17 protein-coding genes and 1 tRNA gene are annotated in these 23510 nt (G+C 64.0%); 8 read left to right on the forward strand and 10 right to left on the reverse strand.

The annotated features are described in order from the left end of the window. The first annotated feature begins 17 nt into the window (after positions 1-17). The 3 genes from ASD71_RS02465 to ASD71_RS02470 all read left to right on the forward strand — a co-directional run bounded on the left by ASD71_RS02465 (position 18) and on the right by ASD71_RS02470 (position 2313). A complete protein-coding gene (locus tag ASD71_RS02465) occupies positions 18-1328 on the forward strand; it encodes an MFS transporter (protein ID WP_056559454.1) in 1311 nt (436 codons plus the stop codon). A 356-nt stretch (positions 1329-1684) separates the two neighbouring features. Then, positions 1685-2008 carry a type II toxin-antitoxin system RelE/ParE family toxin gene (locus ASD71_RS27415; protein WP_082578757.1) on the forward strand — a complete coding sequence of 108 codons (324 nt, stop codon included), beginning with the start codon at positions 1685-1687 and terminating at the stop codon, positions 2006-2008. Beyond that, entirely contained in the window at positions 2005-2313 is a 309-nt protein-coding gene (locus ASD71_RS02470) for a DNA-binding protein (RefSeq protein WP_056559457.1), read from the forward strand. Before ASD71_RS27415 ends, ASD71_RS02470 begins: the two co-directional genes overlap by 4 nt. Before the next feature lie 21 nt (positions 2314-2334). On the opposite strand, the gene ASD71_RS02475 is transcribed toward ASD71_RS02470, so the two are convergent. From ASD71_RS02475 to hydA, 6 genes are all read right to left on the reverse strand, one after another. Continuing rightward, positions 2335-3987, reverse strand: coding sequence for an ABC transporter ATP-binding protein (locus ASD71_RS02475; RefSeq protein WP_056559460.1), 1653 nt, complete (start codon positions 3985-3987; stop codon positions 2335-2337). Position 3988: 1 nt separating this feature from the next. After that, the gene (locus ASD71_RS02480) at positions 3989-4885 is read right to left on the reverse strand and encodes an ABC transporter permease (protein WP_056559463.1); all 897 of its coding nucleotides are present in this window, start codon (positions 4883-4885) and stop codon (positions 3989-3991) included. Between the two features lie 10 nt (positions 4886-4895). Further along, positions 4896-5837, reverse strand: coding sequence for an ABC transporter permease (locus ASD71_RS02485; protein WP_008167838.1), 942 nt, complete (start codon positions 5835-5837; stop codon positions 4896-4898). A 3-nt stretch (positions 5838-5840) separates the two neighbouring features. Continuing rightward, positions 5841-7445: an ABC transporter substrate-binding protein gene (locus ASD71_RS02490; protein ID WP_056559466.1), complete on the reverse strand. Its 1605-nt coding sequence runs from the start codon at positions 7443-7445 to the stop codon at positions 5841-5843. Between the two features lie 70 nt (positions 7446-7515). Beyond that, complete coding sequence (locus ASD71_RS02495; protein ID WP_056559468.1) at positions 7516-8958, reverse strand: amidohydrolase family protein; 1443 nt, start codon at positions 8956-8958, stop codon at positions 7516-7518. Between the two features lie 40 nt (positions 8959-8998). Beyond that, a complete protein-coding gene (gene hydA, locus ASD71_RS02500) occupies positions 8999-10447 on the reverse strand; it encodes a dihydropyrimidinase (protein WP_056566332.1) in 1449 nt (482 codons plus the stop codon). 318 nt (positions 10448-10765) lie between these two features. On the opposite strand from hydA, the gene ASD71_RS02505 reads away from it, so the two are divergent. Continuing rightward, positions 10766-11446 (forward strand): GntR family transcriptional regulator, encoded by a 681-nt coding sequence (locus ASD71_RS02505; RefSeq protein WP_056559472.1) that lies wholly within the window; start codon positions 10766-10768, stop codon positions 11444-11446. A 76-nt stretch (positions 11447-11522) separates the two neighbouring features. Here the strand turns inward: ASD71_RS02505 and ASD71_RS02510 are convergent, their stop codons facing one another. From ASD71_RS02510 to htpG, 3 genes are all read right to left on the reverse strand, one after another. Next, a complete protein-coding gene (locus tag ASD71_RS02510; protein WP_056559475.1) occupies positions 11523-12722 on the reverse strand; it encodes an MFS transporter in 1200 nt (399 codons plus the stop codon). Between the two features lie 192 nt (positions 12723-12914). Then, positions 12915-13628, reverse strand: a complete 714-nt coding sequence (locus tag ASD71_RS02515) for a HipA domain-containing protein (RefSeq protein WP_235512160.1) — start codon at positions 13626-13628, stop codon at positions 12915-12917. 293 nt (positions 13629-13921) lie between these two features. Further along, entirely contained in the window at positions 13922-15820 is a 1899-nt protein-coding gene (gene htpG / locus ASD71_RS02520; protein ID WP_056559480.1) for a molecular chaperone HtpG, read from the reverse strand. A 206-nt stretch (positions 15821-16026) separates the two neighbouring features. Here htpG and ASD71_RS02525 point away from each other — a divergent pair, with 206 nt between their 5' ends. The 4 genes from ASD71_RS02525 to ASD71_RS02540 all read left to right on the forward strand — a co-directional run bounded on the left by ASD71_RS02525 (position 16027) and on the right by ASD71_RS02540 (position 20955). Then, the gene (locus ASD71_RS02525; RefSeq protein WP_056559483.1) at positions 16027-17430 is read left to right on the forward strand and encodes a uracil-xanthine permease family protein; all 1404 of its coding nucleotides are present in this window, start codon (positions 16027-16029) and stop codon (positions 17428-17430) included. A gap of 154 nt (positions 17431-17584) precedes the next feature. Then, positions 17585-17669, forward strand: a tRNA-Leu gene (locus ASD71_RS02530). A gap of 263 nt (positions 17670-17932) precedes the next feature. Next, positions 17933-18652 (forward strand): hypothetical protein, encoded by a 720-nt coding sequence (locus ASD71_RS02535; RefSeq protein ID WP_156395061.1) that lies wholly within the window; start codon positions 17933-17935, stop codon positions 18650-18652. Between the two features lie 155 nt (positions 18653-18807). Continuing rightward, positions 18808-20955: a LamG-like jellyroll fold domain-containing protein gene (locus ASD71_RS02540; protein ID WP_056559489.1), complete on the forward strand. Its 2148-nt coding sequence runs from the start codon at positions 18808-18810 to the stop codon at positions 20953-20955. Positions 20956-21003: 48 nt separating this feature from the next. Here the strand turns inward: ASD71_RS02540 and ASD71_RS02545 are convergent, their stop codons facing one another. Continuing rightward, positions 21004-23427, reverse strand: a complete 2424-nt coding sequence (locus tag ASD71_RS02545; protein WP_082578758.1) for a TonB-dependent receptor — start codon at positions 23425-23427, stop codon at positions 21004-21006. Positions 23428-23510 lie beyond the last annotated feature (83 nt).

Raw genomic sequence — 23510 nt, forward strand, 5'->3', positions numbered from 1 at the left:
AGAGAGAGGAGACTCCTTTGTCCACCGCCGCGCACGCCGGCCTGCAGGGCGCTCAGCGCCCGACCCGCAGCCGCTACATCATCATGGTGATGCTGTTCATCACCGTCGTCATCAACTACCTGGACCGCAGCAACCTGTCCATCGCCGCCCCCGCCCTCAAGGACGAGTTCGGCCTGGACACCTGGCATGAAGGCCTGATCCTGTCGGCCTTCGGCTGGACCTACGCCGCCATGCAGATTCCCGGCGGCTGGCTGGTGGACCGCGTGTCCCCCCGCGTGCTGTACGCCGCCGCGCTGATCCTGTGGTCCGCGGCCACGTTCTTCATGGGCTTTGCCGGCAGCTTCGTCATCCTGTTCGTCCTGCGCCTGGCCGTGGGCGCGCTGGAAGCCCCGGCCTACCCCATCAACAACCGCGTCGTCACGACCTGGTTCCCCGAACGCGAACGCGCCACCGCCATCGGCTTCTACACGTCGGGCCAGTTCGTCGGCCTGGCGTTCCTGACGCCCGTACTGGCCTGGCTGCAGCACCACTACGGCTGGCACATGGTGTTCGTCAGCACCGGCCTCCTGGGCATCATCTGGGGCGTGCTGTGGTTCATGATCTACCGCGAACCGCGCCAGTTCAAGGGCGCCAACGCAGCGGAAATCGAGCTGATCCAGCAAGGCGGCGGCGTCGTCGATCTGGACACGCGCGTGCGCGAGAAGAAGGCGCCGTTCAACTGGAACGACCTGGGTCTGGTCATGAGCAAGCGCAAGCTGTGGGGCGTGTACCTCGGCCAGTTCTGCCTGACCTCCACGCTGTGGTTCTTCCTGACCTGGTTCCCCACGTATCTGGTCAAGTACCGCGGCATGGACTTCATCAAGTCCGGCTTCCTGGCGTCGGTGCCGTTCCTGGCCGCCTTCATCGGCGTGCTGTGCTCGGGGGTGCTGTCCGACTTCCTGATCCGCCGCGGCGCCACCGTCGGCATGGCGCGCAAGCTGCCCATCATCCTGGGCCTGCTGATCTCCACGTCCATGATCGGCGCGAACTTCACGGACTCCACGCCGTGGGTCATCTTCTTCCTCGCCGTCGCGTTCTTTGGCAACGGCCTGGCGTCGATCACGTGGTCGCTCGTGTCCACGCTGGCGCCGGTGCGCCTTCTGGGCCTGACCGGCGGCGTGTTCAACTTCGTCGGCAACCTGTCGTCGATCTGCACGCCCATCGTGATTGGCTTGCTGGTGTCCAAGGACAGTTTCGCCCCGGCGATCGTGTACGTGTCGTCGCTGGCGTTGCTGGGCGCGCTGTCGTACATCCTGCTGGTTGGGAAGGTGGAGCGGATCGAGGCTTGATCGGCATGCCGGGAATTCACCTCCCCGGCCAGTCCTGACCAAATGGGCGTCCAATGGGACGCCCTTTTTTATTTGCGAAGCGTCCGACACCGCAGGTCCAAGCGGCCCAGGTCAATCCCGGGTGCGATGCGGCGCCGTCCTTGCACCAAGGCGCTCGTCATTGGGCCGCTCCCGCACGCCGCACCGTTCTCAACGGTGTCAAAACTATCACCGTTGGCGGTTGTTTCCCTTCAACCATTCCCGGAGTATCCGTCTCCGAACGCTGCGCCGGCCTCGGCGACGAAACGATTCATGGCGGCCGCCCTTCCGGGCTTTTCGACGGCTTGACAAGATTTCGTCTATAAACGAATATCCGCATGTACGAAATCGAACACTACTTGGCCGCAAATGGTCGCACAAATCCCTATCTCGATTGGTTGAAAGGCCTGCGAGACAATCAGATCAAAGTTGCCGTCATACGACGCATCTCGCGAATTGAATCGGGCAATTTTGGGGATCACCGGTTTTGCCGCGATGGCGTCTGGGAATTGAGGATTGACGCCGGCCCCGGCTATCGCGTGTATTACGCCCCATGTGGCAAGCGCGTCGTACTGCTGCTTTGTGGCGGCGACAAGAAAACACAGGCATCGGATATCGACAGGGCTGTGAATTACCGGAAGGACTGGGAGCAAAGATCATGAGAAGCAGACCCCATGACGAAGCGATGGCAGCGCTGTACCGGGATGATCCAGGTCTGGCCGCAGACCTGATCAACAGCGTGCTGGAAGACGGCGACCAGGCCGAGCTGCTTATCGCACTACGCCAGCTTACGCTGGCCTTCGGGGGCGTTCAGTCTGTGGCCACGCAGGCAAGCCTGAATCCGACGCAGCTATATCGCACATTGTCGCCAAGCGGCAACCCAGCGCTCAGCAGTCTGACGGCCATCCTGAAGGCGATGGGATTGCGGCTGGCGGTGCAGCCGCTGGACCAACGGCACGCCGGCTAGCGGCTTCGGTGTCACGGCTTCCTACTGCAGAACCGCCTCCGCCGGCCTGAACCGCTTGAAATCCCAATGCCTGCCCGGCGCCGCCTCAAGCAACTGGCGCGTGTAGCCGTCCCTCGGCTGGGTCAACACCGCAGCCGCATCCCCAGCCTCGACAATCTGCCCCGACTTCATCACCACAATCGAATCGCAGATCTGCGCCGCCACGCGCAGGTCATGGGTGATGAACAGCACCGCCGTATCGGTGCGTGCGCGAATGTCTTCGATCAGCTCCAGCACTTGCGCCTGCACCGAAACGTCTAGCGCCGACACGGCTTCGTCGGCGATCAGGATGTCGGGCCGCAGGGCGAGGGCCCGCGCGATGCAGATGCGCTGGCGTTGCCCGCCCGAGAACTGATGCGGGTAGCGATCCATGGTTTCCGCACTCAACCCGACAATGTCCAGCAGCTCGATGGCCCGCGTCCGCGCTTCGTCTTCCGGCACGCCAAAATTGCGCATGCCTTCGACGATGGAGTCGCCTACCCGGATGCGCGCATTGAGCGACCGGTACGGATCCTGGAACACCACCTGGATGCGCTTGCGCACCGGATGGAACTCGCGCTTGGTGGCGGTGGCGATTTCCGTGCCGTCCAGCCGCACGCTGCCAGCGCTCGGATCGATCAGCCGCGCAATGCAGCGCGCCAGCGTGGATTTCCCCGACCCCGACTCCCCAACGACGCCGACAATTTCCTTCTTGCGCAGCGTGAAGCTGACGTCTCTGACCGCGTGCACCGTGCGCTTGGCCTTGAAGAAGCCGCGCTCGGCATAGGTCTTCTGCAGGCCTTTCACGACCAGCACCGGCGCACCTTCCGGCGCCTGCCTTGCCTGCGGCGCCAGGCCAGGGACCGATGACACCAGCATGCGGGTGTAGGCCTCTTTGGGACGCGCGAGGATGTCGTCGCGCGTGCCCACTTCCACCAGGCGCCCCCGGTTCATCACCGCAATGCGATCGGCGATTTCCGCCACCACACCGAAGTCGTGCGTGATGAATAGCACAGCGGTGTTGTGCGACTGCTGCAGTTCCTGGATCAACGCCAGGATCTGCTTTTGCGTCGTCACATCCAGCGCAGTGGTCGGTTCATCGGCGATGAGCAGCTTGGGATTCAGGATCAGCGCCATGCAGATCACGATGCGCTGGCGCTGCCCACCCGACAACTGGTGCGGGTACGACTGGTAGATGCGTTCGACGTCCGGCAGCCGCACCGATTCCAGCATGGCCAGAATCTTGCGCTTGCGCGACGCCGCATCCATGCCGCTGTGGGTGCGCAGCACCTCGTCGATCTGCCAGCCCACCGTGCGCACAGGGTTGAGCGCCGTCATGGGCTCTTGAAAGACCATGGACATGCGCGTGGCGCGCAGTTCACGCAGGCGTTCCGGCGTGCAGGCCAGCACGTCCTCGCCATCCAGCAGGATGCGGCCCGCGCTGGGCTTGAGCGCATCGGGCGCCAGAAGGCCCATCACCGAAAAAGACGTGACCGACTTGCCCGACCCGGACTCGCCGACGACGCACAAGGTTTCGCCGGCGTGAATGTCGAAGCTGATGCCTTCCACCACGTGGCGCGGCTCCTCTTGCGGCGCGCCCACCAACTGGACCGACAGGTTCTGCACTTGCAGCACGGGCATTGTGGATTCGTTCATGTCAGACCCTCCGCGCCATCTTGGGATCAAGGGCGTCGCGCATCGCGTCGCCCAGCATGTTGACGCTGAGCACCGTCAGCGCCAGGAACAGGCCCGGCAGCAGGATCAGCTCGGGTCGGACCTGGAAGTACATGCGGCCCTCGGCGATGACGTTGCCCCAGGACGGAAACTCCGGCGGCATGCCCACGCCCAGAAAGCTCATGACCGCCTCGGACAGCATGGCGGACGCAAAGATGAAGGTGCCCTGCACTATCAGCGGCGCAACGGTGTTGGGCACAAGATGGCGCATCATCAACACCCGCGTCGGCGTGCCAAGCGAAATGGCGGCCTCCACATAGGGCTCGTCGCGCAGGCTCAGGATCAGTCCGCGCACCAGGCGCACCACCCGCGGAAACTCGGGCACGGCAATCGCGATCAGCACCGTCAGCAGGCTGGCGCCGGTGACGGCAACCAGCGCGATGGCCAGCAGGATGCTGGGCACGGACATGATGCCGTCCATGATCCGCATGATGACCATGTCCGCCGCCCGGAAGTAGCCGGCGATCACGCCCAACACCAGTCCGGGTATCAGCGCCGCGACGGCCGTGCCCGCGCCGATCATCAGCGAGATGCGCGCGCCGTGGATCACGCGCGACAGCACGTCTCTCCCGTAGGCGTCGGTGCCGAACCAATGCTCGGCGGAAAAGCCTTTCAGGCGCTGCATGGGGTTGATGGCCATCGGATCGGCCAGCCCCAGCAGATTGGCCGAGACGGCGGCCAGCACGATGACCGCCAGCATGACCAGCGCGGCCATGACCGGCCAGGTGGACAGCGTGCGAACCAGCGCCGACCGGGGCGGCTTGCGGGCGGCCGGGGCGACGCCCGTCCCACCCGCGATCGAGTGTATGGAAGTGGACATGCGGATTCCTTCAGTAACGGATGCGCGGATCGAACACCGAATACAGAACGTCGATGGTCAGGTTCACGCCGATATAGACCAGCGAGAACAGCAGGATCAGCCCCTGGATGAGCGGATAATCCCGGGCCAGCACGGACTCGACCACCAGCCGGCCCAGCCCGGGCAGGTTGAACACCGATTCCGTGACGACCACACCGCTGATCAAGAGGGCGATGCTGACGCCGATGACGGTGATGATCGGCACGGCCGCGTTGCGCAGCGCGTGCGCCATCATCACGGCGCGCTCGGTGATGCCCTTGGCACGGGCGGTTCGGATGAAGTCTTCGCCCATCACTTCGAGCACGCTGCTTCGGGCGATTCGCGCGATCAGCGCCACAAAGCCGGTGCTAAGCGCGATCGTGGGCAGCAACAGGTGCATGCCGAACGCGACGAGGCCGGCTGAAGGCGACTTGTAGCCCTGCACCGGCAGCCAGCCCAGTTTCATGGCGAATAGCAGGATCAGCGCGTAGCCGGTGACGAAGATCGGCACCGAAAAACCCAGCACCGAAAACGCCATCACCGCGCGGTCCGCGCGGGTGCCGCGCCGCCAGGCCGAGAAGACGCCCAGCGGCACCGCGATCAGCGTGGACAGCAGGATGGTCGATAGCGCCAGCGCCAGCGATGGCCCCACGCGGCTGCCGATCATCGCCGTCACCGGCGTGCCGGAATGCAGCGACGTCCCCAGGTCGCCTTGCAGCACCTGTCCGCCCCACAGCATGAACTGGGTAGCCAACGACCGGTCCAGTCCCATGTGCTCGCGGATCTGCGCCAGTTGCGTCTCGGTGGCCGCGTCACCCGCCAGGATCAGCGCCGGATCGCCGGGCGTCAGCCGCAGCAGGCAGAACACCAGCACGGCCACCGTCAGAACCACGGGGACCGTGGCCAGGACGCGTCTGAGAATGTAGCTGAACATGGCTTAATTGCTGGCTTTCTTGATGTTCCAGAACACCGGCGCCGGCGAGTCCAGCACGCCCGACAGCTTCTTGCTGAACGCCGCTGCCGTCTCGATCTGGCCCAGCGTGATCGCCACGCCCTCGTCCAGCATGACGTCCTGCAGTTGCTCGGCAATCTGCTTGCGTTCCGGTTCCGTGCCTGCCACCAGGAACTTGTCGCGCAGCGCTTCCACCTGCGGCACCGTCGGCCAGCCAAACCACGCCTTCTCGCCATTGGCCGACACGCCGTAGTTGCGCAGCGGATCCATGATCTCGCTGACGTGCCACGTGGTCACGAAGATGCTCCAGCCGCCCTTGGCCGGCACGTCGCGATTGGCGCGGCGCGACAGCATGGTCATGAAGTCCATGGCCTGCAGTTGCACGTTGAAGCCCGCCTGGCGCAACTGCTGCGCCATCACCACCGGAATGGCCGAGGCCATCGCAATGTCGGTGGCGTGCAGGATCACCACGGGAGCGCCGTCATACTTGGCCTCCTTCAGCAGCGCCTTGGCCTTCTCGATGTTGGACGGCACGATCATGTCGGCGCGCGTGTTGCTGGAATACGGCAGATCGCAGCCGAACACCGCGCCGCACGTCTTGAAGAATTCCGGGTCGCCCACCTGCGCCTTCAGGATGTCGTCCTGGCCCACCGCGTACATGGCGGCCTGACGCACCAGCTTGTTGTCGAACGGCGCATGCAGCTGGTTGAAGCGGTACATGGGCTGGTAGCCCATCTTGTCCAGAATGCGCAGCGTCAGGTCCGGCGAGCTCTTTACCATCGGCACCAGATCGAACGGCACAGTCTCGATGTAATCGACCTCGCCGCCCAGCAACGCATTCACCGTCGTCATCGGGTCGGCCATCGCCACCCATTCCACGCGGTCCACGTTGACCACCTTGCCGCCCGCCGTCCAACTGGGCGCTTCCTTGCGCGGCACGTAGTCGGCGTTCTTCTCATAGACCGTCTTCACGCCCGGCTGGAATTCCTTCTGCACGAACTTGAAGGGGCCGGACCCGGTGTAATCGGTGATGGCCTGCGCCACCGGCGTCTGCGCCACGCGCTTGGGCATCATGAAGCTGGGCAGTCCGCTGGGCTTGCCGAGCGCCGACAGGACGTCGGCGGGCGCCTTCAACACGATCTTGAAGGTCTTGTCGTCGACGACGTCCATCGACGCCACCAGCGGCATGAGTTGGCGGCCGGTCTTGTCCGACTGCGCCCAGCGCTGGATCGATGCCACGCAGTCTTCGGCCTTGACCGGCGCGCCGTCGTGCCATTTCAGGCCATCGCGCAGCGTGAACGTGTAGGTCTTGCCGTCGGGCGATATCTCCCACTTATCCGCCATCTGCGGCTGGATCTTGTTGTCCGCGTCCGTGGCCAGCAACGTGTCGTAGATCATGTAGGCATGGTTGCGCGTCTGATGCGACGCTGTCAGCACCGGGTCAAGCACCGTCAGCTTGCTGGCCATCACCACGGTCAGTGTTTCAGCCTGTGCAGGCGCCCAGGCCAATGCGCCGGCGCAAGCCAGCGCGGCGCCCAGACGGGCAAGACCGAAGCGGGTTTCAAGTCTTTCAGCGTTCAGATAAGCCATGTCGTTCCCTTGAAGTTCTTATGGATGAACGGGGCCTGTGGCCGGCCCCTGGTGTCGAATTGCGATCGGATCAGACGATGTCGAATGACAGCGGCGACATCTGCTCGGCGCTGCGGCCAGCCACCAGGTCGCGTGACGGCACCAGCGCCTCGGCGCGGCGCTGGGCCTCGTCCACCTGTTCAGCGGCCTTGCGATAGTCCAGGGAATGCACCTGGCCTTCATGCACCACCCGCTTGCCGTCGATGTACACCGTGTGCACGGCGCGGTCGGCGGCGGCGTAGACCAGGCTGCGCACCGGATCCCGCGACGGACGCATCAGGTGGTGGGTCATGTCCACCATCACCAGGTCGGCGCGCGCGCCCACCGCGATGCGGCCCAGGTCTTCTCGGCCCAGCGCCGTCGCGCCCCCGACCGTCGCGGCGTGGAAGACTTCGCCGGTGGTGACGGCGCGCGGCGTTTGCGCCATCAGGCGGGCCAGATAACCCACGTGGCGCATTTCCTCGATCATGTTGTGCGGATAGGTGTCCGTGCCGATGCCCAGGTTGATGCCCGCGCGGCGATAGCGCCCGAAGTCGCGCAGCGCCATGCCGCGGCGCATGAACACCGTGGGGCAATGCGCCACGCTGGCGCCTGTTTCGGACAGGATGGACAGGTCGGTGGCCGTGTTCCAGTGCGTATTCGGATGATCGTCCACGAAGATGCCGTGGCCCACGATGCTGCCCGGATCCAGCACGCCCAGGCTGTGCAGCCACTGCACGGGCGTCAGGCCGTGCCGGCGCGTGATCTCGTGAAACTCCGGCAGCGACTGCGCGGCGTGCGTCTGCCAGCCGATGCCGCGGCGCTTGGCCTCCTGGTGGCTGGACTTCAGCAGTTCCGGCGTGCAGGTGTCGATCTGCGCCGGCACCAGCATGCCCGTCAGCCGGCCGCATTCATGCGCCTCGGCTTTGTCGATCAGCGCCAGCGCGCGCTCCATGCCGGCCTCGCCCGCCTTCTCGTTCCAGTCGTACTCCACGACATGGCCATTCTTCGTATACCAGCGCGCCGAACGGAACATGGGCGCAATGTAGGCACGCAGGCCGCTTTGCACCATGATGTCGATCCAGTGCTCGTGCGCCACCGACATGTCCACCACGGTCGTCACACCGGACATCAGCAGCTCAGCCGCGGCCAGCGTCAGTTGCGCCGGTGCGGCCTCGTCGTCGCCTTCCATCGTGGGCATGTACTCGTACAGATTCGAGTTGTACAGGCCCGCCGAGCCGGTCTCGTCCGTGTACCCCTTGTTGATGGGTTCATGCACCAGGTGGCTGTGAATGTCCACCAGCCCCGGCATGACCATCATGCCGCTGCCGCTGACAATGTCCGCATCCGGCGCCGCCGCCTGGGCGCCCGGTCCGACGTGCGTGATGCGCCCGTCCGCGAACGCCACGTCGGCGTTCTTCATGTAGACATGCCGCTGGCGCGCCTCGTCCCAGGCAACCACAACCTCGGCGTTCTTGATCAGGGTAGTTTTCAACGCAATATCCTCCGAAATGATTAACGGGTATCCGGTGCTGCTAACGCCAGGCCGGCTGCGCGCCCTTGCGGGCGCTCGGTGGCGCCAGGCTGGGCAGCCCGCGCGGCAGGAACTTTCCCTGGCCCGGCGAGCCCGCAAAATTCGCACCGTCCCAAACGATCTGACCGCGCAGCAACGTCATCGCGGGCCACGCCCGCAGTTGCATCCCGGCATAGGGGGTGTAGTCCACCGCGTGGTGCAGATGTTCGTTGCCCAGCGTGAAGTCACGCTCTTCCCAGATCACCAGGTCAGCGTCGCTGCCGATGGCCAACGTGCCCTTTTGCGGATACAGGCCATAGGCGCGCGCGGGCTGCGTCGCGGTCAGCTCCACAAAGCGGTTCAAGCTGATGCGCCCGCCCAGCACACCTTCCGAATACAGCAGCGGCATGCGGGTCTCGATCCCGGGAATGCCGTTCGGGATATGGCGGAATGCCACTTCCTTGCCGCCTGGCGTCTTGCCGTCTTCGCCGGTCAGGTTGAAGGGCGAGTGATCGGACGAGAACACCGTGAACAGGCCATCCGCCAGCCCCTGCCAGATCTCTTCCTGGCTGGATGCGTCTCGCGGCGGCGGACTGCACACGCAGCGCGCGCCGAAATAGCTGTCGTCCGTGCCCAGGTCTTTTGCAGTCAGCAGGATGTATTGCGGACAGGTCTCCGCGTAGATGTTGAGCCCTTTGGCGCGGGCCTCGCGGATCTGCTGCACTGCCTCGCCGCCCGAGATATGCACCAGCAGGATCGGCACGTCGATCAGCTCGGACAGCGCAATCGCGCGGTGGGCGCCCTCGCGCTCAACCAGCGTGGGCCGCGACACCGCATGAAAGCGCGGCGCAGTGCGACCAGCAGCTTCCAGTCGGCGCGTCAGCCACGCGATGCAGTCGGAGTTTTCGGCATGGATCATCGCCATGCCGCCATGCGTGCGCGCCACGTCCAGCACGTCCAGAATCTGGCCGTCGGACAGCTTGAGCGCGTCGTACGTCATGTACAGCTTGAATGAGGTGTAGCCGGCCTTGATCAGGCGCGGCAGTTCCTCGTTCAGCACTGCGGGCGCGGGGTCGGTCAGGATCAGATGGAAGGCATAGTCCACGCATGCGCGGCCTTCGGCGCGCTGGTGGTAGTCGTCGATGGCTGCCTGCACCGTGCCGCCCTTGCGCTGCGCCGCAAACGGAATCACGGTGGTCGTGCCGCCGCAGGCGGCTGAGCGCGTGCCCGTGAAAAAGTCGTCGGCCAGCTTCACGGGCGGCGCCATGGGCTGATCCAGGTGACAGTGCGCATCGACACCGCCCGGCGTCACCACGCGACCCGCCACATCGATTTCGCACAGGCCCGGCGCGAGGCCACGGCCGATCTGCACGATGCGGCCGTCGGAAATTGCCAGATCGGCGCGGCAGGTATCGCCGGCAGTCGCCAACACCGCGTCGCGCAGCACCAGATCAAAACCCTGCTTCGTCATATGCGTCAGCCCGTCTGATCCGCCCTTGTCCTGGCAGCGAAAGCGCAACCGGATGGGCATGTTGTGAGCGGATTCTAGGCCGAATACAAAAATGATTACGCTAGTGATTACCCTGAAATATACATTTCAACCTCAGATTGTTAACATTATTTTTTACAGCACCAGCCCGCAGTTCACAACGACGGCGTCCGATCGGGTATCTTCACGTTCACCCGTCAGGTTGCAGACAACGTGACGTCTACAAGCGGCAAAGAACCGCTCACCACCCCTGGCGGCCACCCCGTCCAGGCATCAACCGCGCAAATCAACAACGAGCCCATGGCATCAGACAAACGCGAAACCTCGGTCACCGGCATCTACGAACGCATCTATCGCGCCATCCTGGACAACCGGCTCAAGCCCGGAACCAAGCTGGTCGAAGAGCGCCTGGCCGAAATCTTCGAAGTCAGCCGCCCTCGCATCCGGGAGGTCCTTGCGCGCTTGGCCCACGAACAGATCGTCGAACTGTTCCCCCAACGCGGCGCGTACGTGGCCAAGCCTTCCATCGAGAAGGCGCGCGATGTTTTCGAGGCACGCAGGCTCATCGAACCGGCCGTGGTCCGGCGTCTGACGCAGAACTTGACACCCGACAAGCTGGCGCGCTTGCGCGAACATGTCGTGCTGGAACACGACGCCCGCAAGCGCGACGACAAGCGCGCCATCATCCGGCTGGCTGGCGAGTTTCATATCCTCTTGAGCGAACTGGCCGGTAACGGCGAGTTGGCGCGGACCATGCGCGAACTCTCCACGCTCACGTGCCTGGTCATCTTCCTGTACAACCTGCCCACCGCCACCAGTTGCCGGGACGACGAACATGAACTCATCACCGAGGCCATCGCCGCCCGCGATTCGCAACGCGCCGAGGAACTGACCCTGCATCACCTGGAACACATCGAACAAAGCGTGAAGCTGGAGTCGGTGGAAGAATCGGTGGACCTGGAAGACGTTTTCAAATTCTGAAAGTCACACATGCAAAAAAGCCCCGGTGGATCGATTTCCACCGGGGCTTTTCATTGCGCGGCCCGCAGGCCGGCTCTCAGCAGCCCTGCATCGCCAGCTTGCGCCGCCGCACATTGCCGGCGCGCTGCACCAGCACCAGCGCCAGTCCCGCCGTTGCGATCACCGCGCCGGCAATCGGCACCGCCGCGTAACCCATGCCCGCCGAAATCACCGCGCCCCCGGCCGCTGCGCCCACCGCATTGCCCAGGTTGAATGCGCCCACGTTCATCGACGAGGCCAATCCCGGCGCATCCGTCGCCGCACGCATCACACCCATTTGCAGAGGCGGCACCACCGCGAACGTCGCGATACCGAAGATCAAGAGCGCCACGGCCGCGCCGACCGGCGTGGACGCCAGCCACGGGAACGCCAGCAGATCCACGATGACCAGCACCAGGAAGAAAATCAACGTGCCATCGAGCGAGCGGTCGGCCATGCGCCCGCCCACGCCATTGCCCAGCGTGAAGCCCAGGCCGATCAGCACCAGCATGCCCGTCACGAACGCCGGGGATGCGCCCGTGATCTCGGCCAGCGTCGGCGCGATGTACGTGTACAGCGTGAACATCGCCCCCGCGCCCAGCACCGTGGTCAACAGCGCCAACAGCACCACGGGGCTGCGCAGCACGGCCAATTCATGACGCACATTGGGACGCCGGCCCGCCTCGCCCGCCGGCAGCGCGAACCAGAGCGACAGCATCGCGATCAGCCCCAGCACTGCCGTCGCGGCAAACGACATACGCCAGCCGATCACCTGCCCCAGCCACGTCGCGGCCGGCACGCCGCCCACGTTGGCGATGGTCAGCCCCATGAACATCGTCGCCACCGCGCTGGCCTGCTTGTGACGCGGCACCACGCTGGCGGCCACCAGCGAGCCCAGGCCAAAGAACGCGCCATGGTTCAGACTGGTCACCAGACGGGCCAGCAGCAGCGTCGTGTAGTTGGGCGACAGCGCCGACAGGATATTGCCGATGGTGAAGATCGCCATCAGCAGGATCAGCGCCTTGCGCCGCGACCACCGCGAGAACGCCAGCGTCATCAGCGGCGCGCCGATCATCACGCCAATGGCGTAAGCGCTGATCAGCATGCCCGCGCTGGGGATGGACACGTTCACCCCCTCGGCGATGACGGGCAACAGGCCCATGGGAGAAAACTCGGTCACGCCGATGCCAAACGCACCGACGGCAAGCGCCAACAACGGCGGGCCGGCCTTCACCGGCTGGGTTTCTTGGGGATTCATGCAAGTTCCTTGGGTTCGACGGCGCCGGCAGGACGTTCCTGGGGCGCGCCCGGCCTGAAATGGCCGGCGCATCGGATAGACAGGCGTGCAGTATGACCGCCGGATCCTTGCAGAAAAAGGCGTCTCGCGGGCAAACACTTTTGACTTCAGGTCATTAATCAGCGCATGTTGACCCGGCGCCCGGGCGCGCCGTCAGGTATGCAGTCCCCAGCGCTTTGCGTGCTTACGCGTGTTGGTCGTGATCCATCGCGTCAGCCGCTCCAGAAGCGTCCGTTCTGTTCCCAACCGTGCTTCGTCCCCCAAGCGAGCCTTGACCTGCGACAGCGCGTCCGGCAATGCTCCGACAAGAGATTGCGCCACGGCAGCAACATAGCGCGGGTTAAATCCCAGATCGCTCGCCATGAAATCGAGTTGTTCCTTGCCAATGGCGCCCGGTTTGTCTTCCCCGCCAATGGCAAACGCGAACCGCGCGCTCAACCCCGGGTAAATTGCCGTGCACATCAAGTCGTAGAACGGCGCAAGGACGTATTTCCCGTCGCCGTTCAGAAGCACGGAGAGGTTCTTCGCGTGGCTGTCGTTGTTGCCCACCATCAGGTTGAACAGAATCCATTGCAGGAAACGCTTTACGTCCGGACCACCGACACCCGCTGCCGCCAGCAACTTGCGGCAATCCGGCAGCGTCGGACCGCCATCCGATTCGTACTTCACGTTCGAAGGCTTGCCCGCCAACTGGCACAGATCCAGCTGATGCAGTCGCCGTAAACCGCCCAGTCCGTCCGGCAGGCGGTCGTAACGCTGAATCAGACACGCGCGCGTTTCCGGTTGATAAACGGCTGGCGCAACGCCCAACCCAAGTGCTGCCGCCAGTTGCATGACCAGCGTGGACGGCTTCAGTGGATTGATCACCTTGCACAAGCGGTATCGACGGCGAGATCGGGCGAGCGTCTGGACGTCCGATCCACACGTCGTAATATGCGAAGCGCAGGGGCTGCTCGTCGAACAGGCGCCCGACCTTCTGGCCATCCCGGTAGAGATCGAGCGCGTCTAGATTGCTCATGGCAGCCTCGCGCGCTTGGGTGCGATCTGCACCTCCAGCCCTTTATTGCCCGCCTTGGCCACAAAAATTACCGCTCGGGAGCAAAGCCGTCACAAACAAAAAGGGCGTCCTCCCGGACGCCCCTCCATTCACCCCAACGCGCTTACTTCAGCAGCAGCGCATTCAACCGCTTCACAAACGCCGCCGGGTCCGCAATCTGCGCCCCTTCTGCCAGCAACGCCTGATCCAGCAGCAGACGCGCCCACTGGTCGAACTCGCCATCTTCAGCCGCACGAATGCGGGCGAGCAGCGGATGCTCGGGGTTGATCTCCAGCACCGGCTTCACGTTCGGCGCTTCCTGGCCCGCGGCCTTCAGCATGCGCAGCAGGTGCGGGCTGAGCTCGTTCTGGCCCACAACCACGCACGCCGGCGAATCCACCAGGCGCAGCGTCACGCGCACTTCCTTGACCTGGTCTTCCAGCGTCTTTTGCAGGCGCTCGACCAGCGGCTTGAAGTCCTCAGCCACTTCGGCCTGGTGCTTCTTTTCTTCCTCGTCGGCCAGCTCCGCCAGATCGAGGCCGCCCTTGGCGACCGACACCAGCGACTTGCCGTCGAACTCGCGCAGGTACGACAGCATCCACTCGTCGACGCGATCGGACAGCAGCAGGACCTCGATGCCCTTCTTGCGGAAGATCTCAAGGTGCGGGCTGTTGCTGGCCGCGGCGAACGTGTCCGCCGTGACGTAGTAGATCTTGTCCTGGCCTTCCTTCATGCGCGACACGTAGTCGGCAAACGACACCGTCTGCGCCTGATCGCCCGAGTTCGTCGACGCAAAACGCATCAGCTTGGCGATGCGCTCAAGATTGGCGGAGTCCTCGCCCGCGCCTTCCTTCAGCACCTGGCCGAACTCCGACCAGAACGTCGCGTAGTCTTCCGGCTTGTTTTCGGCCAGGTCTTCCAGCAGCGACAGGATGCGCTTGGCCGAACCCTCGCGGATGGCGCGCACGTCGCGGCTTTCCTGCAGGATCTCGCGCGACACGTTCAGCGGCAGGTCCGCCGAATCGATCACGCCGCGCACGAAGCGCAGGTACGACGGCAGGAGCTGGTCGGCGTCGTCCATGATGAAAACGCGCTTCACGTACAGCTTCACGCCGTGGCGGCCGTCGCGGTCCCACATGTCCATCGGTGCATGCTTGGGCACATACAGCAGCTGCGTGTACTCGCTGCGGCCTTCGACGCGGTTGTGCGTCCACGCCAGCGGATCGTCGTAGTCGTGCGAGACCGTCTTGTAAAACTCGCGGTACTGCTCTTCCGTCACCTCGGACTTGTTGCGGGCCCACAGCGCATTCGCCTGGTTCACCGTTTCCAGTTCGTCGGTCTTGATTTGCTCGCCCTTCTCTTGATCCCACTCTTCCTTGGCCATGCGGATCGGCAGCGAGATGTGGTCCGAATAGCGGCGCAGAATCTCGCGCAGCTTCCAGCCGTTCAGGAGTTCGTCTTCGTCGGCACGCAGGTGCAGCGTCACGTCCGTGCCGCGGCCGGCCTTTTCAGCGGCGGCGATCGTGAACTCGCCTTGGCCGTCGGATTCCCACTGGATCGCGTCCGTGGACCCGGCGCGGCGGCTGACCACCGTCACCTTGTCCGCCACGATGAACGACGAGTAAAACCCCACGCCAAACTGGCCGATGAGCTGGGCATCCTTTTGCTTGTCGCCGGTCAGCTGCGAGAAGAATTCGCGCGTGCCCGAACGGGCGATCGTGCCCAGGTTGGCCACCGCCTCGTCGCGCGACAGGCCGATGCCGTTGTCGGAGATCGTGATGGTCCGGGCGGTCTTGTCGAAGCTGACCGTGATGGCCAGTTCGCCGTTGCCTTCCAGCAATTCCGGCTGGTCGATGGCTTCGAAGCGCAGCTTGTCGCAGGCGTCCGACGCGTTCGACACCAGCTCGCGCAGGAAGATTTCCTTGTTGCTGTACAGCGAATGGATCATCAGATGAAGCAGTTGCTTCACCTCGGCCTGGAACCCCAGGGTTTCGGACGCGGAATTCGTGGCGGTTTGGCTCATGGTTCTACGTAGCTCGGAAAATAAATTAGGGACAAATATCCGGCGGCTGGGGCAATGCCCGCGCGGCCGCCGGGAAACCCTACTGATGTGGGGGCCAAAGGGAACTTTTCAAGACCGGGTGGCGGAGAAGCAACCTGACAGGCGGCTGTCCCCGGTAAAATCCCGCACTTTTCTCACCTACCCCCTCCCCGGCCGGCCCTCCCGCCATGCAACCCGCCTCCCTGACCCAACCCGCACCCAGCAAAGCCAACCCCGGCGCGCCCGACGACGCCGACACCAGCCACGACCTGGTCTACGGCCCCGACGACCGCCCCGCGCCCCCCGTCGCCTTCGTCGCCGCCCTGCAACACCTGCTGGCCATCCTGGTCCCCATCGTCACCCCTGGCCTGCTCATCTGCCAGGCCCTGGGCGTCAGCAGCCGCGACACTACCCTGATCGTCTCCATGTCGCTGGTGATCTCCGGCATCGCCACCTACGTCCAGTGCAAGCGCTTCGGCCCCCTGGGCGCGGGGTTGCTCATCGTGCAGGGCACGAGCTTTAACTTCGTCGGCCCGCTGATCGCCGGCGGCTCGGTCATGGTCAAGCAAGGCACCCCGGTCGAAGCCGTCATGGCCGCGATCTTCGGCGTCGTCATCGCCGGGTCCTTCGTTGAAATGGGCATCAGCCGCATCCTGCCCTTCGTCAAACGCCTGATTACCCCGCTCGTCACCGGCATCGTCGTGCTGCTAATCGGCCTGACCCTCATCAAGGTCGGCCTCATCAGCATGGGCGGCGGCTTTGGCGCGATGGCCAACGGCACCTTCGCCAGCGCCGAGAACCTGACCCTGTCCGGCCTCGTCCTGGGCGCCATCATCCTGCTCAACCGCGTACCGGTCGTGTGGATCCGCAGCACCGCGCTGGTGCTGGCGCTGGCGGTCGGCTACATCGCCGCCGCCTACATGGGCCGCCTGGATTTCACCGGCGCCCGCGAAGCCGCCGTCTTCCAGGTTCCGGTTCCGCTGCACTTTGGCCTCGGTTTCTCGTGGGCCTTGTTCGTGCCGATGCTGATCATCTACCTGGTTACGTCCCTGGAAGCCATCGGCGACGTCACCGCCACCAGCAAGGTGTCCAAGCAGCCCGTCGAGGGCCCGCTGTGGATGCAGCGCATCAAGGGCGGCGTGCTAGTCAACGGCGCGAACTCGCTGCTGGCCGGCGTGTTCAACACGTTCCCCAGCTCGGTGTTTGCGCAGAACAACGGCGTCATTCAGCTGACCGGCATCGCCAGCCGCCATGTGGGCGTGTGGATTGCCGGGATGCTGATCCTGCTGGGCCTGTTCCCGGTTGTGGCGGGTGTCCTGCAAGCCGTTCCCGAGCCAGTTCTGGGCGGCGCAGCGATGGTGATGTTTGGCGCGGTGGCCGCGTCCGGGATCAATATCCTGGCGGGCATTCAGCTGGATCGCCGGGCATTGCTGATCATCGCCGTGTCTTTGGCGCTGGGATTGGGCGTGTCGCAGGTGCCGGAGATTCTGTCGCACCTGCCGCACTCGGTGAAGAGCGTGCTGGAATCGGGTGTCGCGACCGGCGGGATTTGTGCGCTGGTCATGAACTGGTTTCTGCCCGAAAAGAAGTAAGGATCGTCGGGGGTTGTGTCGGGGTTGTGCCGCCCGACCGGCCCCTTGATCAGCGGGCTTGCCCGCCGTCGCCTGACAAGAAGCCAAAGACCGCATATAATCGCGGTCTTCGCATCTCCCGCAGCCGTCACCTGGACGCGCTCGCGACCCCCTAGCCCGGGTGGTGAAATTGGTAGACGCAGGGGACTCAAAATCCCCCGCCGCAAGGCGTGCCGGTTCGATTCCGGCCCCGGGCACCAGCAATCTGTCTGGATTGATCTCAGGTAGTACTTGAAACCCGCGCCAGTTAACGCTCTGCGGGTTTTTTGTCGTCTGGGGTGATCTACGGCCATCCACCGTCAGATGCCGTCCGGAGCGCGAAATTGCGCTTCGGTATACCGGTGTCGACACAATGATCATGACCGTCGAATCCCTGCTCACGACCTTCGCGTGCGGGATTTACCAGCATTTGAATAGCTGAAAACCTATGCCTCTGATGACCTGGATTTACCGTTTGTGGCCCATGCGCTGTAGTTGGCTTGCCGCATTGGCCTTCTGCGTCTACCTGCCCGCTAGTGCTGCGCAAGCCACGCCCTCAGACACCGTCCAGCCGCCGGCCCTCGTGTGGGGCGCCGTTCCCAGCGCGGATCTCTACCTGCTGGTGGCCAGCCCGCGTCTGAGCAAGCCCGAACTGCAACAACTGGTGGCCGGCACGATCGGTCGTGGTATTGGCGACAACCTGACCATCACCCAGGTCTGGAGCAATGTGCCGGAACCCATCCAGCTTTGGCTCTCGATCGAGCCCGCCCGGCTTCAGCAAGCCAAGCTGTCCACGGATCAGGCATTGGAAGCGCTAGCCTACAAACTGGGTATCTTCGCCCAGCCCACCAAAGGAATCCGCACTCCTCACGCGTGGATATATTCCGGCGCCACACGCGAGAAGCTCGAAGCCTGGAGCGATGCGCCTGCACGACTGGCGGATGGCACCATCATCAACCCGTCTGAATGGTCGACATTGATGTACCGGCAAGCGCCGGAATCCTGGGAATCCTGGAACAAGGTCGGGCTAAGCCTTGCGGTGCCCGCAGAGGCAAGCCGCGATTCGTTGGAGACCGTTGTCAGCGAACGCCTGGAAGCACTGGCGTCCAAGCTGCCCGACGACGTGTCGATACTGATCCTGCCGGCGGGCCCCCGATTGAACGAAGCCCACGGCATATTCGTCACGATCGGGCGCGACGAGTAGCGCGTCATCCGGTACGCCCGCCCTCCCGATGAGGCCCCGTCACACGCACGACTGATCACCATCCCACATTACGGTTCCAAATTCTGTAATTCCACATTCATCGTCCCGTCATTCGCCATCCCTAAGCTTCCCGCTTTTTCCAAAGGGCAGCACAGATGGCGAACGACAAGCACGACGGCAAACCTGAAATTGCCAACACACTTCCGGCACTCCCGACGGCCGCCGATCCGCGTCGCCGCAGCCTGCTCAAGGCCGGCTTCGGCGCCACGTTCCTGCCCGTGGGCGGTTCGCTCCTGCTGTCCGCCTGCTCCAGCGACGACGACGATGACACCGCCTCGCCCGAGACGCCCGGTACACAACCGCAGCCCCAGCCCGAACCGCAACCCCAACCCGTCAACATTTCCAGCTTCGCCGTGGCAGTGCTGCCGGATACGCAGTTCTACTCGCGCTATGCAACGGATGACGAGAATCAGCAGTTCATGCGCAAGTACGGCAGCGAGCCGTTCAAGGCGCAGACGCAGTGGGTGGCCGATCACTCCAAGTCGCTTGGCATTCCGTTCCTGATCCACCTCGGCGACGTCGTCGATCAGCAAGGCAAGCCCGATCAATGGAAGGTGGCCGATGCGGCCATGGCGATTCTGGAAGATGCCAAGGTGCCGTACTCGATCCTGGCCGGCAATCACGACGTGATCCTGGATCGCGACTATGTCGACGCCAGCAGCCAGGCCAGCGCCACGGACGCGCAGCGCAATCTGGCCAACGAGCCTTATCTGAAGACCTTCAGCGCCGATCGCGCCAAGAACCAGGCCACGTTTGGCGGCCGCGATCCCAGTGGTTTTCATGAGTATCACGTGTTCGAAGCCGAGGGTCAGAAGATCATGGTCCTGTCGCTGTCGTGGCGCATTTCCGATGACGCGCTGACGTGGGCCAATCAGGTCATTCGCGCGAACCCGACGCTGCCGGTGATTCTGGTCAACCACCAGTTGCTGAACATCGACAAGGATGGCGTCACGCCGCTGGAAGTGCCCTACGGCCTGATGCTGTGGGACAAGCTGATCCGCGACAACGATCAGATCTTCATGACGCTGAACGGCCACTATCACGGCGCCGCGCACCTGACCAAGACCAACGCGTTCGGCAACGCGGTCGAGGAAATGGTGGTGGACTACCAGATGGCTTACCAGGGCGGCAACGGCCTGATGCGTCTGTATGAATTCGACCTGACCAACAACGAGATCCGCGTGCTGTCGTTCTCGCCGTGGGTACCGCAAAAGCCGAAGAACACGCTCAACACGTTCGACCAGGCCATCCTGACCGGCGCGAATGAGCAGTTCACCATCAAGATGGATTTTGCGAAGCGCTTTGGCGGCTTCAACAAGGAATTCAAGGCGGCCACGCCGTCGCACACTGCGCTGATCGACCAGGCGCGCGCGTTGATCCTGGCGAACTACACCGACCCCGTGGCCACCGAGCAGAAGCCTGCCGCCGATGCGGACGACTATCCGCAGGTGTCCGGCACGCTGGCGCACTGGCGCTTCTTTGGCGGTACCAATGGGCAGGCTGTGCCGGTGGGCGAAGTGATCGCCGACCGTACCGGGTTGAACCCGATGCGCCGCGCCGCGTTGAACATTGATGGCGTGGCCGGTGCGCAGCTGGGCGACGTGGTCTGGTCCGACGATCACCATTACCTGTCGGCCGCCCCCGGCTCGGTGCGCTTCCTGAACACCGACAAGAACACGGCTCGCATGAGCTACTTCACCACGGATGCGGCGGCCATCATCAACGGTCAAACCTCGCCCAATGGCTACACCGTGGAAGCGTTCATCAAGATCGACCGCGACTGGGTTGCGTCCAAGCACGCATGGATGAACATCATGACGCGCGACGGCAAGCGCGGCGATCTGGCGGGCTTCTCGGGCGGAGACCCCGAATCCCCGCCGTTGCTGTTCGCCGTGTCGAGCCTGCGCGAGATCCAGTGGGAAGTGGTGCCGGATGACACGGGAACGCGTGGTCCCAAGGCGAATTGGTCGGGCGAAATCATCCCTGACAAGTGGATGCACGTCGCCGTGGTGAACGATGACACGACGCACGAAACCATCCTGTACGTGGAAGGCGCGCCGGTCCTGCGCAACACCTCGGGCGCTCGTGGACTGGCGACGCTGGCGGCCAACATGCCGTGGATCGTCGGCGCCGGATCGTGGGATGGCGCGCGGGCCGATGGCTTCTTCGGCAGCGTCGGTGAAGTCCGTATTGTCGATCACGCCCTTCAGCCGATCGACTGGCTGACCGCGCGCCGGCGTTAATCAGCTCACGCGCCGCCGGCCGGTCCGGCGGCGGCGCGTTTGCGCGTGTCAGAAATCAATACTGGCGGACAATCGGAACGTGCGCGGCGCGCCCAGGTTGACGGCGTTGTCGTTCCAGACGCTTTCCCAGTAGTTCCGGTTGAATACATTGTCCACGCCCGCGCGGAACACCACGCGCTGGCCGCCAAGTCTGGTCGCATAGCGCGCGCCCAGATCCAGTCGTGTCCACGACGGCATCTTCAACGTGTTGTCGCTGTTCACGTACTGTGCGCTGGTATAAATCACGCGACCGTTCAATGCCAGACCGGGCACGCCCGGCACGTCCCAATCCAGCCCCAGGTTGGCCGCCCACGGCGGCGAGCCGGCCGCCCGGTTTCCATTCTGAAGGCCATCCTGCGTCTTGGTCAGCGTGCTCTGCATATAGGTCACCCCGCCCAGCATGCGCAGGCCGCGTGTCAGTTCGCCAAATACCGCCCACTCGACGCCCCGGTTACGCTGCTCGCCGTCCAGGCGCAGCGTGGGCAGCGGCGTGGTGCTGTAGTCGGCCGTCGTGCTGGGCTTGGAGATCTGGAACAAGCTGATGGTGTTGGTGAAGCTGCCCGTCTGTAGCTTGGCGCCCAGTTCGACCTGGTCGGTCTTGTAGGGCGGGAAGACCTCGCCCGCGTTTTGGTAGGTGTCGCCGACCGTCGTGCCCGGCGACAAGCCCTGGATGTAATTGGCATACAGCGACAGATCGTCGGTCGGCTTAACCACCAGCCCGGCCATCGGCGTCCAGGCGCTGGCGTCGTAGCTTGAGGTCTCGGCGCCGGTTGTGTCGTCGAAATTTCTCGACTTCACATTCTGCCGCCGTATGCCCACAGTCAGCAGAACGCGGTCATCCATGAAGCCCAGCGTGTCGGCCAGGGCAACGCCGCTTAGGGTGCTTTCCGAAGCCTTCGGGGGGCTGCCCGGCGCGTCAGGCCAGACAAGACGAGACGGATTGTAGATATTGGACGGCTGGTCGAACGGCATGAATGCCAGCGCACTGCCGTTCTCGCGATTCAGATAGGACGCGCTCAGGGCCACGAAATGGCTGACCGGACCCGTTTGGAACTGGCCGCGCAGGCCCGTTTCGGCGCTTTTTGTCTTGGCAAAGGAAGCGCTCTGGTCGGTGGTCACAGTTGCATCGCCATTGGCTTGAATGTCTGTGAGCCATCCATTGATGGGGCCGTCAAACTCGGAGCGCTGTGCGCCGAACTTGGCGAAGCCGGTCCAGTGGTCGTTGAAGTCGTACTCGCCGCCGAGGATGACGGCTTCCGTGGTTTCTTTGCTCTCGGGCGAGCCTGGGTACATATTGGTGCGGGCGTCGGGGGGAGCAGGCATCGACGTCACCCCGCCGTCGAACCGATAGATGGCAATCGTGCCGCCGCCGCGCTGCTTTTCTTCCATGCGATAGGCGTCCAGCGTCAGGCGCAGGCGCTCGCCACGGTAGTCCAGCGCCAGGGCGCCGAGATTGCCCCCGTTCCTCGCGCCGTCGACATACTTGTCGCCATCCTTGTAGCGGCCGTTGAAACGCAGGCCCCATTCATTGTTGGCGCCAAAGCGGCGGCCCGTGTCCACCTGGGCCCGCCACAGACTCTTCCCTTCCACGCCCAGCGTCAGGCGTGTCAAGGGTTCGTCGCCCGCCCGCTTTGGAACGAGATTGACGGAACCGCCCACCGCGCCGCTGGGCGACATGCCGTAAAGCAGAGCGGCCGGTCCCTTGATGACCTCTACCCGTTCAGCAAACTCCACGGAGAGGTTTCCCGTGTCCGGCGCCATGCCGTGCAACCCGTCGAAGGTTACCGAGCCGGGAGTCAGGCTGAAGCCGCGAATCTTGAAGGACGCTTCGGCCGGATTTCCTGCTGGCGCAGTTTGCCGAATCGAGGGCTCGTTCCTCAAGACATCCAGCACCGTCTCCGCCTGCTGATCCTCGATCAATTGAGCCGTGTAGTTGGTGATGTTGAAGGGCGTATCCATCACGTCCTTGTTGCCGAGCATGCCCAGCCGCCCGCCGCGCGCGACCTGCCCGCCTGCATAGGCTTCGGGCAAGCCATTGCCGCGCTCAGACTGGGCTACCACCGTCACGGTGTCCAGGGTGGTTACACCCCCGGTCGACTCGGCGGCCTTGATGATGATGCCGCCTGCTTCCTGCACTGCTACAAGTCCGCTGCCGGCAAGCATTTGACCTACCGCCTGCAACGCAGTGAGATTGCCGTTGACCGCGGGCGCCGTCCTGCCCGCGACAAGTGCCGGCGAAAATCCGATGGGTGCGCCTGTGGCCGCCGAAAGTTCGTTCAGCGCCGCGCCGAGCGGCTGGGCAGCAATGGAGAGCGTGACAGGTTTGAAGCCGCCGGGAGCGGCCTGCGCCAGCGTGATCCCCGGCGCAGCGAGCGCCATGGCGATGGCCAAGACAAAGGGAGCGGGATGAAAGCGAGCGTGTACCAACCGCATGGAAACGTCCTTTACGAATCGGGTAATGAATAAAAATAAAACTCACTACCCTTAAAGACGCACCAGCCTGCCGAAATCTACAC

Origin of the sequence: Achromobacter sp. Root565, assembly GCF_001427425.1 — a bacterium.
In the GTDB taxonomy this organism is placed as follows: Bacteria; Pseudomonadota; Gammaproteobacteria; order Burkholderiales; family Burkholderiaceae_B; genus Achromobacter; species Achromobacter spanius_D.

What these genes read in the sequence shown, in the direction of transcription:
- ASD71_RS27415 (WP_082578757.1), top strand. Translation starts at nt 1,685, where the DNA reads ATGTACGAAATCGAACACTACTTGGCCGCAAATGGTCGCACAAATCCC.
- ASD71_RS02470 (WP_056559457.1), top strand. Translation starts at nt 2,005, where the DNA reads ATGAGAAGCAGACCCCATGACGAAGCGATGGCAGCGCTGTACCGGGAT.
- ASD71_RS02475 (WP_056559460.1), bottom strand. Translation starts at nt 3,987, where the DNA reads ATGAACGAATCCACAATGCCCGTGCTGCAAGTGCAGAACCTGTCGGTC.
- ASD71_RS02480 (WP_056559463.1), bottom strand. Translation starts at nt 4,885, where the DNA reads ATGTCCACTTCCATACACTCGATCGCGGGTGGGACGGGCGTCGCCCCG.
- ASD71_RS02485 (WP_008167838.1), bottom strand. Translation starts at nt 5,837, where the DNA reads ATGTTCAGCTACATTCTCAGACGCGTCCTGGCCACGGTCCCCGTGGTT.
- ASD71_RS02490 (WP_056559466.1), bottom strand. Translation starts at nt 7,445, where the DNA reads ATGGCTTATCTGAACGCTGAAAGACTTGAAACCCGCTTCGGTCTTGCC.
- hydA (WP_056566332.1), bottom strand. Translation starts at nt 10,447, where the DNA reads ATGACGAAGCAGGGTTTTGATCTGGTGCTGCGCGACGCGGTGTTGGCG.
- ASD71_RS02505 (WP_056559472.1), top strand. Translation starts at nt 10,766, where the DNA reads ATGGCATCAGACAAACGCGAAACCTCGGTCACCGGCATCTACGAACGC.
- ASD71_RS02510 (WP_056559475.1), bottom strand. Translation starts at nt 12,722, where the DNA reads ATGAATCCCCAAGAAACCCAGCCGGTGAAGGCCGGCCCGCCGTTGTTG.
- htpG (WP_056559480.1), bottom strand. Translation starts at nt 15,820, where the DNA reads ATGAGCCAAACCGCCACGAATTCCGCGTCCGAAACCCTGGGGTTCCAG.
- ASD71_RS02525 (WP_056559483.1), top strand. Translation starts at nt 16,027, where the DNA reads ATGCAACCCGCCTCCCTGACCCAACCCGCACCCAGCAAAGCCAACCCC.
- ASD71_RS02535 (WP_156395061.1), top strand. Translation starts at nt 17,933, where the DNA reads ATGCGCTGTAGTTGGCTTGCCGCATTGGCCTTCTGCGTCTACCTGCCC.
- ASD71_RS02540 (WP_056559489.1), top strand. Translation starts at nt 18,808, where the DNA reads ATGGCGAACGACAAGCACGACGGCAAACCTGAAATTGCCAACACACTT.
- ASD71_RS02545 (WP_082578758.1), bottom strand. Translation starts at nt 23,427, where the DNA reads ATGCGGTTGGTACACGCTCGCTTTCATCCCGCTCCCTTTGTCTTGGCC.